General features: G+C 55.9%; 18 protein-coding genes. 16 read left to right on the top strand and 2 right to left on the bottom strand.

The genetic code is table 11. From position 1 onward, the window contains the following. The first annotated feature begins 72 nt into the window (after window positions 1-72). The 7 genes from ACT2B1_RS17380 (at window position 73) to ACT2B1_RS17350 (ending at window position 4569) form a co-directional block, all read left to right on the top strand. Entirely contained in the window at window positions 73-1800 is a 1728-nt protein-coding gene (locus ACT2B1_RS17380; protein WP_481668260.1) for an amidohydrolase, read from the top strand. A 174-nt stretch (window positions 1801-1974) separates the two neighbouring features. After that, a complete protein-coding gene (gene rpsJ, locus ACT2B1_RS17375; RefSeq protein ID WP_008756422.1) occupies window positions 1975-2289 on the top strand; it encodes a 30S ribosomal protein S10 in 315 nt (104 codons plus the stop codon). An 18-nt stretch (window positions 2290-2307) separates the two neighbouring features. Further along, the gene (gene rplC, locus ACT2B1_RS17370; protein WP_171126011.1) at window positions 2308-3033 is read left to right on the top strand and encodes a 50S ribosomal protein L3; all 726 of its coding nucleotides are present in this window, start codon (window positions 2308-2310) and stop codon (window positions 3031-3033) included. Next, on the top strand, window positions 3030-3647 hold the full coding sequence (rplD, locus tag ACT2B1_RS17365) for a 50S ribosomal protein L4 (RefSeq protein WP_170694153.1): 618 nt from the start codon (window positions 3030-3032) through the stop codon (window positions 3645-3647). The genes rplC and rplD overlap by 4 nt, the downstream gene beginning before the upstream one ends. Next, window positions 3644-3940, top strand: a complete 297-nt coding sequence (locus tag ACT2B1_RS17360) for a 50S ribosomal protein L23 (RefSeq protein ID WP_008757532.1) — start codon at window positions 3644-3646, stop codon at window positions 3938-3940. Before rplD ends, ACT2B1_RS17360 begins: the two co-directional genes overlap by 4 nt. An 11-nt stretch (window positions 3941-3951) precedes the next feature. Further along, window positions 3952-4362 carry a hypothetical protein gene (locus ACT2B1_RS17355; RefSeq protein ID WP_171241001.1) on the top strand — a complete coding sequence of 137 codons (411 nt, stop codon included), beginning with the start codon at window positions 3952-3954 and terminating at the stop codon, window positions 4360-4362. A gap of 3 nt (window positions 4363-4365) precedes the next feature. After that, the gene (locus ACT2B1_RS17350; RefSeq protein ID WP_171126015.1) at window positions 4366-4569 is read left to right on the top strand and encodes a hypothetical protein; all 204 of its coding nucleotides are present in this window, start codon (window positions 4366-4368) and stop codon (window positions 4567-4569) included. 216 nt (window positions 4570-4785) lie between these two features. On the opposite strand, the gene ACT2B1_RS17345 is transcribed toward ACT2B1_RS17350, so the two are convergent. Continuing rightward, window positions 4786-5199 (bottom strand): hypothetical protein, encoded by a 414-nt coding sequence (locus ACT2B1_RS17345; protein ID WP_480907600.1) that lies wholly within the window; start codon window positions 5197-5199, stop codon window positions 4786-4788. Then, entirely contained in the window at window positions 5189-5482 is a 294-nt protein-coding gene (locus ACT2B1_RS17340) for a hypothetical protein (RefSeq protein WP_481668259.1), read from the bottom strand. Before ACT2B1_RS17340 ends, ACT2B1_RS17345 begins: the two co-directional genes overlap by 11 nt. Before the next feature lie 594 nt (window positions 5483-6076). Between ACT2B1_RS17340 and rplB the strand changes: the two genes are divergently transcribed. From rplB to rpmC, 9 genes are all read left to right on the top strand, one after another. After that, window positions 6077-6919, top strand: coding sequence for a 50S ribosomal protein L2 (rplB, locus tag ACT2B1_RS17335; protein WP_171126021.1), 843 nt, complete (start codon window positions 6077-6079; stop codon window positions 6917-6919). Window positions 6920-6922: 3 nt separating this feature from the next. After that, window positions 6923-7201 (top strand): 30S ribosomal protein S19, encoded by a 279-nt coding sequence (rpsS, locus tag ACT2B1_RS17330; protein WP_005980699.1) that lies wholly within the window; start codon window positions 6923-6925, stop codon window positions 7199-7201. Window positions 7202-7204: 3 nt separating this feature from the next. Beyond that, on the top strand, window positions 7205-7585 hold the full coding sequence (gene rplV, locus ACT2B1_RS17325; protein WP_039538267.1) for a 50S ribosomal protein L22: 381 nt from the start codon (window positions 7205-7207) through the stop codon (window positions 7583-7585). Next, the gene (rpsC, locus tag ACT2B1_RS17320) at window positions 7585-8295 is read left to right on the top strand and encodes a 30S ribosomal protein S3 (RefSeq protein WP_008758042.1); all 711 of its coding nucleotides are present in this window, start codon (window positions 7585-7587) and stop codon (window positions 8293-8295) included. The genes rplV and rpsC overlap by 1 nt, the downstream gene beginning before the upstream one ends. A 12-nt stretch (window positions 8296-8307) precedes the next feature. Next, window positions 8308-8721 (top strand): 50S ribosomal protein L16, encoded by a 414-nt coding sequence (gene rplP, locus ACT2B1_RS17315; RefSeq protein ID WP_058283513.1) that lies wholly within the window; start codon window positions 8308-8310, stop codon window positions 8719-8721. Window positions 8722-9026: 305 nt separating this feature from the next. Then, entirely contained in the window at window positions 9027-9491 is a 465-nt protein-coding gene (locus ACT2B1_RS17310) for a CBS domain-containing protein (protein ID WP_171126023.1), read from the top strand. Between the two features lie 23 nt (window positions 9492-9514). Beyond that, on the top strand, window positions 9515-10882 hold the full coding sequence (locus tag ACT2B1_RS17305) for an ArsB/NhaD family transporter (RefSeq protein ID WP_481668258.1): 1368 nt from the start codon (window positions 9515-9517) through the stop codon (window positions 10880-10882). 71 nt (window positions 10883-10953) lie between these two features. Continuing rightward, the gene (locus tag ACT2B1_RS17300; protein WP_171126024.1) at window positions 10954-11574 is read left to right on the top strand and encodes a 2OG-Fe(II) oxygenase family protein; all 621 of its coding nucleotides are present in this window, start codon (window positions 10954-10956) and stop codon (window positions 11572-11574) included. Window positions 11575-12002: 428 nt separating this feature from the next. Continuing rightward, window positions 12003-12209, top strand: a complete 207-nt coding sequence (gene rpmC, locus ACT2B1_RS17295) for a 50S ribosomal protein L29 (RefSeq protein ID WP_010437082.1) — start codon at window positions 12003-12005, stop codon at window positions 12207-12209. The last annotated feature ends 2 nt before the right edge of the window (window positions 12210-12211 follow it).

Genomic DNA, 12211 nt, shown 5'->3' with positions numbered 1-12211 from the left:
GCTTGCTTATCTACCTCGGCATCCTCGCAAGAAACCGCGGATAGGATTTATCTCGGGGGACCAATCGTTACGATGAACGACGCGGCTCCGTCAGCCGAAGCTGTCGCAGTCAAAGATGGGCGCATTCTTGCGGTGGGAGCGCTTTCTGATGTGTCGGCCCATCAAGGGAGCGCAACCGAAACCTTCGACTTGGAAGGGCGGGCGATGCTTCCGGGTTTCGTCGACAGCCATGGGCATGTCGTCATGGGGGGCTTGCAGGCTTTGTCAGCGAACCTTCTCGCGCCGCCGGATGGAGAGGTGGTTGATATCGCAAGTCTGCAATCCACGCTTTCAAGTTGGGCCGACGAGAATGCGCAGGCTGTCGAACAGGTTAAAATGATCATTGGCTTCGGCTACGACAATGCCCAGCTAAAGGAGCTTCGCCACCCAACACGGCAAGAGCTGGACCAGGTTTCTGAGGAATTTCCTGTCATAATCGTTCATCAATCCGGGCACTTGGGTGTCGCGAATTCAAAAGCCTTGGAACTGGCTGGCATCACTGCCGCTTCCGAGGCTCCTCCGGGCGGTGTAATTCAACGTGACGAGACTGGTGAGCCGAACGGTGTGCTGGAAGAGTACGCATTCTTTTCGGTCCTTGTACCCATGTTGGGAAATCTGGGTGAAGATGGTCTGGCAGAATTTGCCAAAGCGGGCACACAGCTTTGGGCCAAATTTGGGTATACGACCGGACAAGAAGGTCGCTCATCTGGCGAAATTGTCGAGGTTCTGAGGAAGGTTGCCGCCGAAGACAGGCTTCCCATTGACGTAGTCGCGTTTCCGGATGTTCTTGAGGCGCGGGATTTTATCGGCGCGAACACGTCTAGGAACTATGAAAACCGTGTCCGGGTCGGGGGCTGCAAGCTTACGATTGACGGCTCGCCTCAGGGGTTCACAGCATTGAGGGATCGACCCTATTACGATCCGGTAGGGAACTATGTTCCCGGGTATGCGGGATACGCCGCCATCACGATGGAGCAACTCCAAGACGCGGTGAACTGGTGTTTTGAGAACGGTTTCCAAATTCTCGTTCATTCCAATGGCGAAGGCGCATCTGACATGCTTATTGCGGCCTTAGAAGAAGCGCAGATCAAGTATGGCGACCCCGGTAACCGCCCAGTTCTTATTCACGGGCAGTTTCTAAGGGAGGATCAGGTCGCAAGCTTTAAACGGTTGGGTGTTTTCCCATCCCTGTTCCCGATGCACACATTCTATTGGGGCGACTGGCACCGGGACCACACGGTTGGGCCGGTGAATGCGGACAACATCTCGCCGACCGGGTGGCTGCGCGAGCGTGACATGATGTTTGGCACGCATCATGATGCCCCGGTGGCCTTTCCGGACAGTATGCGGGTCCTGGCCGCAACCGTCACCCGGCGCACTCGGTCCGGCGACATTTTGGGCCCGCATCAAAGGGTTAATGTCATGACCGCCTTGAAAGCCATGACAATCTGGCCCGCCTGGCAGCATTTCGAGGAGAACGAAAAAGGCTCGATCGAAATGGGGAAAGTGGCAGATTTTGTAATCTTGTCAGACGATCCCACGGCAGTTGACCCAGAGACATTGACCGAACTCAAAGTGCTCTTGACGGTAAAGGGCGACGAGGTCGTCTATGAAGCCGTAGAGGAAGTCAAAGAAGGCAACCTGCAATTCTCGCCATTTTCAAATGACCCTGTGATTGCTCATCTTTTCCTGCACGCAGTTTATCAAGGCATGAAGGTTGAAGATCCATGGTTAAGCAACCGCATGTCTGACGATCAATAAGAGGGTTGTCTTTATGGCGTTTGCCTCTTGCCAAACCGCACCAACCCCACTAATACGCGCGAGTTCTCAATAAGAACGTCAAGGCGGGGTGATTCCCGCCTTTTGGGTTCGAAGAGGGTTGGCGATGCGCGTCTGTCCTCCTCTCAACCTCAACGCCTAAAAAAGGCTGTTAATATGCAAAGCCAAAACATCCGTATTCGGCTGAAGGCATTTGACTATCGCGTTCTGGATGCCAGCACGCAAGAGATCGTCAACACTGCCAAGCGGACCGGCGCGAACGTGCGCGGCCCGATCCCGCTGCCGAACAAGATTGAGAAGTTCACGGTTCTCCGTGGCCCTCACGTTGACAAGAAATCCCGCGACCAGTTCGAGATCCGTACGCACAAGCGTCTGCTCGACATCGTTGATCCGACCCCCCAGACCGTTGACGCGCTGATGAAGCTCGACCTCGCTGCTGGTGTGGACGTCGAGATCAAGCTGCAGTCGTAAGATCGGAGGGTATAGATTATGCGCTCTGGTATTATCGCAAAAAAAGTCGGCATGACCCGCCTGTTCATGGAAGACGGCAAGCAGATCCCTGTGACCGTTCTCCACCTGGACAACCTGCAGGTTGTTGCACAGCGTACCGCTGACAAAGACGGCTACACCGCCGTTCAGCTGGGCGCCGGTGCTGCCAAGGCAAAACGCACCTCGAAAGCCATGCGCGGTCACTATGCCGCTGCCAAGGTTGAGCCCAAGCGTAAGCTGGCCGAGTTCCGCGTCTCCGAAGACGGCCTGATCGAAGTGGGCGCCGAGATTTCGGCAGAACACTTCCTGGAAGGTCAGAAAGTTGACGTTTCGGGCACCTCGATCGGTAAAGGCTTTGCCGGTGCGATGAAGCGCCACAACTTCGGTGGTCTGCGCGCCTCGCACGGTGTTTCGATCAGCCACCGTTCGCACGGTTCGACCGGTCAGTGTCAGGATCCGGGCAAGGTTTTCAAAGGCAAGAAGATGGCCGGTCACATGGGTGCTGCCCGTGTAACCACCCAGAACCTGGAAGTCGTCAAAACCGACGCCGACCGGAACCTGGTCTTCATCAAAGGCGCCGTTCCCGGACCGAAATCGGGCTGGGTCACCGTCAAGGACGCCGTCAAGAAGAAAGCACCCGAAGGCCTGCCTTTCCCGGCAGCCGTAAAAGGTGCCGCAACTGAAGCACCTGCGGAAGAAGCTCCCGCGGAAGGTGGTGAAGCATGAAACTTGATGTAATCAAACTGGACGGCGGCAAAGCCGGCAACATCGAGCTGGATGCTGACCTGTTCGGCCTCGAGCCGCGCGCGGACATCCTGCACCGTGTGGTCCGTTGGCAGCGCAACAACGCGCAGGCTGGCACCCACAAGGTGAAGACCCGCTCGGAAACCAGCTACTCGACCAAGAAGATCTATCGCCAGAAGGGCACCGGTGGCGCACGCCATGGTGACCGTAACGCGCCGATCTTCCGCAAGGGTGGTATCTACAAAGGCCCGACCCCGCGTTCGCATGGCCACGACCTGCCGAAGAAGTTCCGCAAGCTTGGCCTGCGCCACGCTCTGTCGGCCAAAGCCAAAGCAGGTGAGCTGGTTGTGATCGAGAACGCCGAAGCCGAAGGCAAGACTGCCGCTCTGGCCAAACAGGTTGCAAACCTGGGCTGGAAACGCGCTCTGGTCATCGACGGCGCGACCGTGAACGAAGGGTTCCTGAAAGCGTCCAAGAACATCGAAGGTCTGGATATCCTGCCGTCGATGGGCGCAAACGTCTATGACATCCTCAAGCGTGACACCCTGGTGCTCACCAAAGCGGCTGTCGAAGCACTGGAGGCTCGTCTGAAATGAGCGCGAAGGCAGAACATTACGACGTGATCCGCAAGCCGATCATTACTGAAAAGTCGACCATGGCGTCCGAAAACGGCGCGGTTGTCTTTGAAGTGGCGATCGACAGCAACAAGCCCCAGATCAAAGAGGCCGTTGAGGCGCTGTTTGGTGTGAAGGTCAAAGCGGTGAACACCACCGTGACCAAGGGCAAGGTCAAGCGGTTCCGCGGCCAGCTGGGTCGTCGGAAAGACGTCAAAAAAGCATATGTGACCCTCGAAGAGGGGAACACCATCGACGTGAGCACCGGTCTCTGATCGGACGCTTAGTGCGACTATTCACGGCCTCGGCGGTTCAACCCGCCGGGGCCGATTTCGTTTCAGACCCTGAAACTGTGCGGGCGCAGGTGCTGGAGCAGATGCGGGCGTTCAGCGCCGGGCCCTATTTCCAGATCACAGATGAGAAGCTAGGGCTTCTGTCGGTCTTCGATGATCTGAAATACGACCGGGCGGATGTGGACATGGTCTCTCCGGCGATGCGCAAGCACGTGGTCGGCAAACTTGGTCCGCTCGGGTTCCACCATACCTCGGGGACGGTTTTGGAGCACGCCGAGGCCGATATGCGCGTGCACATCCCCAAGTTTCATGCTCTCGGCGCGTCGCCCTTCGACATCGCACGCTATACTGAAAAACGCCCTCAAGACTACTGCCTGCTGACACCCACGCAAGTGGCTTGTTAGTACGTGGATCACTATGAGTTGGACGACGCGGTGCAGCGGATCGAGGCGTTGATTTCGAAACACCAGATCAACCTGCTCAAACTGGCGGATTATCTGGAAGGCAAACCCAAACACCGCGCCTTTCGCGAGGTGCTGGGGCATATCAAACTTAAACAGCGGATCGCGGTGGAAGCCGAGCCGCTTTGCCGCAGGCGTTCTTTGGGGTGAGTATTAGATTTGGCAGCTCTAGTGGTGTTGTGCAGGAACTTATTTTAATCTGGAACAGGGCTACAACTTAGTAATACAATTTCTCCCTTCATCTGGTTTCCAGAGAAGACTCGGTTTGGTGAACGGGTATCCAAGCTGATTGTACAGGTTTTGAGCGGGGCACAAAACTTTGAGCGAATGGAGCCATGTAATAGGCTCTAAACACTCGCGTTCAAATCAGTCCCAGACGATTGCGGGTGGCGGTGTTCCGCAAACATCGAGCCGCGCTGCAAGGGCAGCAATTTTGCCTTTAGTAACGGCAATTTCACCTTCCAGATCATCACCTGAGAGGCTGGAAACCGGAACACCAATCAAAAATACTCCTACTGCGTCACCTGTAACGGCCTGTTTTTGCCCAGCAATCAACCCAGGGACTTTTGCAGTTTCTTTTTGATAGAGCTCTCTCGCCTTGTTGCAAGGTACATTCGCGTAAACATCGCCCATCGCGACTGGTACGATCGAGCTAGGTTGTTCAGCGCAGGCTGAGATTACCGCAGAAGAACAAAGTATTATGCCGATATTCCGAATACTGAGAGACGCATTGCGTTCTCTTTTTGGTGAAAACATTGCCAACTCTAACTCAGCACGCATAGGAAAACTCCCACTGAGGGTCCACCACTAAGCGAGCTGCCAGAATCTGGCAATTCCGACCAGTAGACGCGAGATAATCTTTGGCAGCAGACTGAAAGACCAACTGAGTTGCATCCATGCTGCCAGCCAAGCCCAATGTTGCACCCTCGGCTGCGCCGGCAATTGCGGCGTCGCCTACGCTTGGTGTCAGCATAATCAAACCGCTTTCCGGTTTGTCAAAAACCCGCCAGGTTCGCCCATAGGCGTCAAAATTCACTGGCTTGACTTCGCCATAGGTTTCCATGGCGTAACTCAATCCGGTGCATGACGCTGACGCAAGTCCGCATATAAGGGCTAAAGCTACAGAAATAGACTTACAAGACATGATCTCCTCCGCAGAAATGACTCCGGTCTAGAACTGAAGGCTTTATGTCTGCTGATTTCGTTGATACAGATCAAGAAAACTGAATATAATGAACATTGGATGTGAAGCGTAAGCACCCAAGCGGCTGTCGTTGATGGCGTAGATACGACAATGACCTCCCGCAATTGGCGTTGCCGATCAATCATGAAGCACTTGGCCAACTACATTGGCGGCCAGGTCTCCGATAGTTTGGAAATGACATCGCTGTTATTAATACGATATAAGAGACTTGTTTCCACTGACGCGAAAAGTTGCCTGAGCATGTTTTAGGCGACCAGATTAGAAATCTGCCTTATGCTATAGACACCCACCCCCAACCCTGTTAAACGCTCCCAATCTTGCGGCCTCGGATTCGTTCCGGGGCCTCGGATATTTGTAACCGGGGACCTTCGGGGCCCTATACCCTTGGCACCTACGGGGGCCTATCACATAGCGGGGAAATCCCCTGCACTTGCTAAACGGAAGACAGAAAGCATGGCACTCAAGTCGTACAAGCCGACGACGCCGGGCCAGCGCGGGCTGGTGCTGATCGACCGTTCGGAGCTTTGGAAAGGACGTCCGGTCAAGTCTCTCACTGAGGGTTTGACCAAATCGGGCGGCCGGAACAACACCGGACGGATCACTTCACGCCGCCGCGGCGGTGGCGCAAAGCGTCTCTACCGGATCGTTGACTTCAAACGGAACAAAGTTGATGTCGCGGCAACCGTCGAGCGGATCGAATATGACCCGAACCGGACCGCATTCATCGCACTGGTAAAATACGAAGACGGCGAGCAGGCATATATCCTGGCTCCGCAGCGTCTGGCTGTTGGTGACAAGGTCATCTCGTCGGCAAAAGCCGACATCAAGCCGGGCAACGCAATGCCGTTCTCGGGCATGCCCATTGGTACCATCGTCCACAACATCGAGATGAAGCCTGGCAAAGGCGGTCAGATCGCACGTGCGGCCGGTACTTACGCGCAATTCGTTGGCCGCGATGGCGGCTACGCTCAGATCCGTCTGAGCTCGGGTGAACTGCGTCTTGTCCGTCAGGAATGCATGGCCACCGTTGGTGCCGTGTCCAACCCCGACAACAGCAACCAAAACCTCGGTAAAGCCGGTCGTATGCGCCACAAGGGCGTTCGTCCGTCGGTTCGTGGTGTTGCAATGAACCCGATCGATCACCCGCACGGTGGTGGTGAAGGTCGTACCTCGGGTGGCCGTACGCCGGTTACACCGTGGGGTAAGGACACCAAGGGTAAGCGTACCCGCAACAAGAACAAAGCGTCCCAGAAGCTGATCATCCGCTCGCGGCACGCCAAGAAGAAGGGACGTTAATCTATGTCTCGCTCTGTTTGGAAGGGTCCTTTCGTCGATGCTTACGTGCTGAAAAAAGCCGAAGCAGCGCGCGAGTCGGGCCGCAACGAAGTCATCAAAATCTGGTCGCGTCGTTCCACCATTCTGCCCCAGTTCGTGGGTCTGACCTTTGGTGTGTACAACGGCCAGAAGCACATTCCCGTCAACGTCTCGGAAGACATGATCGGTCAGAAGTTCGGTGAATACTCGCCGACCCGTACCTATTATGGCCACGCCGCAGACAAAAAAGCGAAGCGGAAGTAAGTCATGGGCAAGGAAAAGAACCCCCGCCGCGTGGCTGAAAACGAAGCAATGGCGAAAACCCGTATGCTTCGCACCAGCCCGCAGAAACTGAACCTGGTTGCGCAAATGATCCGCGGCAAGAAAGTTGAGAAGGCTCTGACCGACCTGACTTTCAGCAACAAGCGTGTCGCGCAGGACGTCAAGAAGTGCCTGCAGTCCGCAATCGCGAATGCTGAAAACAACCACAACCTGGACGTTGACGAGCTGATCGTCGCCGAAGCATGGGTTGGCAAGAACCTGGTCATGAAGCGCGGTCGTCCGCGTGCCCGTGGTCGTTTCGGCAAGATCATGAAGCCGTTCTCGGAGATCACCATCAAGGTGCGTCAAGTTGAGGAGCAAGCCTAATGGGTCATAAAGTAAATCCGATCGGCATGCGCCTACAGGTCAACCGCACCTGGGATAGCCGCTGGTACGCCGACACCAAGGACTACGGTGATCTTCTGCTGGAAGACCTCAAAATCCGTGAGTTCATTAACAAAGAGTGCAAGCAGGCCGGTGTTGCCCGTGTGATCATCGAACGTCCGCACAAGAAGTGCCGCGTTACGATCCACACCGCACGTCCCGGTGTCATCATCGGCAAGAAAGGTGCGGACATCGAAGTTCTGCGCAAAAAGCTTGCTCGTATGACCGACAGCGAACTGCACCTGAACATCGTCGAAGTGCGCAAGCCCGAGCTAGACGCGCAGCTGGTTGCCGAGTCCATCGCTCAGCAGCTGGAACGTCGTGTTTCGTTCCGTCGCGCCATGAAGCGCTCGGTTCAGAACGCCATGCGCATGGGCGCCCTGGGTATCCGGGTGAACGTCGCTGGTCGTCTGGGCGGCGCCGAAATCGCACGGACCGAGTGGTACCGCGAAGGCCGCGTGCCTCTGCACACCCTGCGTGCCGACATCGATTACGCACATGCCGAAGCGATGACCCCCTACGGGATCATCGGGATCAAGGTCTGGATCTTCAAAGGTGAGATCATGGAGCACGATCCGCAGGCACGTGACCGTAAAGCACAGGAACTCCAGGACGGCCCTGCACCTCGTGGTGCTGGTGGCGGTCGTCGCTAAGGAGGGAAAGATATGCTTCAACCAAAGCGTACTAAATTCCGCAAGATGCACAAAGGCCGGATCAAGGGTCTCGCCAAAGGTGGCTCTGATCTGAACTTTGGCACCTACGGCCTGAAGGCTCTTGAGCCTGAGCGTGTAACCGCACGCCAGATCGAAGCTGCACGTCGTGCCATGACGCGCCACATGAAGCGTCAGGGTCGTGTTTGGATCCGCATCTTCCCCGACACTCCGGTCACGGCCAAGCCGATCGAAGTTCGTATGGGTAAAGGTAAGGGTTCGGTCGACCGCTGGGCCTGCAAAGTCAAGCCTGGCCGCGTGATGTTCGAGATCGATGGCGTCAATGACGACATCGCCCGCGAGGCCCTGCGCCTGGCCGCGATGAAGCTGCCGATCAAGACCCGCGTCGTGGTTCGCGAAGACTGGTAAACAGTCTGGGGAGACCCCAAAGAACATGGCCCCTGCCGAACACTCGGCGGGGGCCTTTTTCGTTTTAGCTGTTTGCGATGAGCGACCAGTGTGTTGTTTCCGAAATTCAATACCGGCATTGCAAAAATCATGCAGCTCAGGGGTGGAAAATCCCCTGATCTGGTGAAAAGAAGTCCCCACACTTATTCCCGATCAAAGCTTGGGCAGTTCAATCCCTCAACTTGGTTTGAGCGCGTATGATATCCTGGCTTTGCCACCCCGTTGAAAGACCGAGAGCACGAATGGGCCTTACTTGCAGGGACGTCATGGTCCCCCCAGAAATTCAGAAGACAATCCATCCCGATGATACCGTCGCAAAGGCGTTCGAGATCATTCGCGACAGCCGGGCCCGGTTCCTGCCTGTGGTTTCCGACGACGGAAGCTTTCAGGGCGTGTTTACCGCTCCAACGCTCATCAAGATGATCTTGCCTCAAGCCGCACGGATTGGCGTCAGCTCTGAAACGGCCCGTGTGCCGATCGCAAATCTCAGCTTCATGGACCTGACCAAAGAGGACTTCGGAGAGCAGATTAAGCGTCTGAACGAAGAACGGGTCGGGGATCACATGTCTGAACCCGCAAATATTCCAGTGACCGCGCCAGACACTCCGGTCATGGAAGGCATTTTCCTGATCCACAAATTCAAGCGCCACGTCTTCCTTGTTGAGCCCGATACCAATCATTTTGTGGGCACAGTCAGCCCCAATTCGCTGATTGAACACGCGCTAAGTTAACCCCTAAATACCGGATCAGACCCTTGACCAACCATTCCGTTTCGCACGGAGAACACGCGTTCTCTGTCCCTCAACTGTTGGGAATTGATCCCCTTTGGATCGCCACCGGTATTCTGATTGCTGTTTATGCTGTCCTGATTACCGAAAAAGTTAATCGCGCAATTTTGGCCATGCTGGGGGCGTCATTGATGGTGCTTTTTGGCATCCTTAATCAAGAACAGGCCGTGGAAGGGGTGGACGCCAACACCCTGGCCCTGTTGATCGGCATGATGGTGATTGTGGGTATCACCAGTAAGTGCGGCTTGTTTCAGTACGTCGCAATCAAGGCGGCCAAGGTGGTCAAGGCCAACCCTACGGGTATCCTGATCATGCTGACCCTGATTACCGCGGTCTTCTCTGCTCTGCTGGACAACGTGACGACCGTTCTGCTGATTGCCCCGATAACCTTGCTGATCACGGACGCGCTGGATACGCCTGTATTTCCGTTTTTCTTCGCCGAAATTCTGGCGTCGAATGTTGGAGGGACGGCGACCCTGATCGGTGACCCGCCCAACATCATCATCGGCTCGGCCGCCGGGCTCAGTTTCAATGAATTCGTGGTGAACCTGGCGCCGATATCAGCCATCTGTCTGGTTGTGCTGACCGGGATCATTTACCTGATGAACCGGCGTACTCTGACCGCCATTCCCAAGTCGGCCAGCGAAAAGATCATGCGGTTCAACGAAGACGAGGCGATCACGGACGTTCGCCTGATGATCAAATCCCTGTCTGTTCTGGCGCTGGTTCTTCTGGGCTTTACGCTTGGCCATGGTTACGGCATCCAACCGGGGACTTCCGCGCTGGCTGGGGCTGGGTTGTTGATGTTGTTGGCCTACGGTCACCAAAGCGGTGAAGAGCAATCCGAGTCCGTGCACCATATTTTTGGTGAGGTCGAATGGATCACGATTTTCTTCTTCGGTGGCTTGTTCGTGATTGTCGCAGGTGTCGAGCATGTGGGGCTGCTGGAGTTCTTCGGCCAGAAGGTGCTGGAACTGACCGAAGGTGACATGATGTGGACCGCGTTCTTCATCTTCTGGGCGTCGGGCATTCTGTCGGCAATTCTGGACAACATCCCTTTTGTTGCCACGATGATCCCGCTGATTGAATCCACCGCTGACACATTCGGCGGCCCGGATGCGATCGAGCCGCTGTGGTGGTCGCTGGCTCTGGGTGCCTGTTTGGGTGGCAACGGGACCCTGTTGGGCGCCAGCGCGAACCTGACCGTTGCGGCCTTTGCCGAGAAAGCCAAACAGCCGATCGGTTTTGTCAAATTCGCGATCATGGCCTTTCCGATCATGATCCTGACCCTGATGATCGCCAACGTCTACATCTGGCTGCGCTACTTTTTTTAAGGCACCCGACCAGCCGCTTTTCTGGGGCGGCTGGTCTCGCGCTTGCGTCCCGGCTGGGCTATAGCCGGGACATGGCACAGATTGAATCACTCTTCGTTACCCGTCTCTATCGCGCAACCTTGTCCGAGTTCGATCCCAAGATCGACGCGGAGGAGTTGGAAAGCTCGTGCATTGTCATCGCCGAGGATGATGAGGCCGGGCAGGAATGGTGCGAGGAAAACGGCTATCCCGGCTATACAAGTTACGCCTCGCTTACCGACCTACCATGGCGGTTCCCGATCTTTGCCGATCTGGTCGCCGCACTGGATCAGCACGTGGCGTCCTTTGCCAAGGATCTAGAGTTTGATCTGGGCGAGGGTGAGCTAAAGCTGGAAGACCTGTGGATCAACATCCTTCCTGAGGGCGGCATGCACTCCAGCCATTTGCACCCGCACAGCGTCATCTCGGGCACAACCTATGTGGCGATGCCCGAAGGGGCGAGCGCGCTGAAACTGGAAGACCCGCGTTCGGGTCGCATGATGGCTGCGCCGACGCGGATCAAAGGTGGTCGGCGGGATTTGCAGCCGTTCATTTACATGAAGCCGCAAGTCGGGGACGTGTTGCTGTGGGAAAGCTGGTTGCGCCACGAGGTGCCGATGAACATGGCCGAGGAAGAGCGGATCAGTGTCAGCTTTAACTACAAGTGGGAGTGACTCCTGCATCGGCGAGGCCGTGAGTGCTGGTTCGCCGTTTTTCTGGGGTGGGTTTCTCGTTCTTTACTTGATCACTTTGCGCCGCTCTGGATGGAAATTCAAAGAGAGCCTTTTGGCAGCCTTGTGGCGGTCGCATCTGCATCTTTTGCCAAGATTTGAAGTTGGTTTATGGGTGATGATATTGACTGTGGCACTCTATGTCTCGTGGGCGGCCTTTAAGGCGTGCGCGGGCTGATCAATTTAGATCGTGATAACTTAACGCAGCTCCGCCAAACTTCCTCTTGCCACGCACCCCCCAAACCCTTATACGGCGGCATCCTGCGATCTCCCGGCGTTGTCGGGCGATTCGTATGTCTATCATTCATCCACCAGGTCCAAGGTGACCCTGTCAGGGGGCCTTCTGGTGTTTTGAGCAAAGGAAAAAGGCGATGAACGCCCAAGAACTGCGTGACAAGACCCCGGACCAGCTCCGCGAGGAACTGGCCAACCTGAAGAAAGAAAGCTTTAACCTGCGCTTTCAACAGGCAACCGGTCAGCTGGAAAACACTGCTGGTATCAAAGCGGCTCGCCGCAATGCTGCCCGTGTCAAAACCATTCTGAACGAAAAGGCCGCTGCAGCGGCATCCGAGGAGTAATC

The organism is Ruegeria sp. S263 (assembly GCF_056780525.1).
Note: the sequence above shows the minus strand (reverse complement) of the source record. Positions and strands in the feature narration are given on the sequence as shown.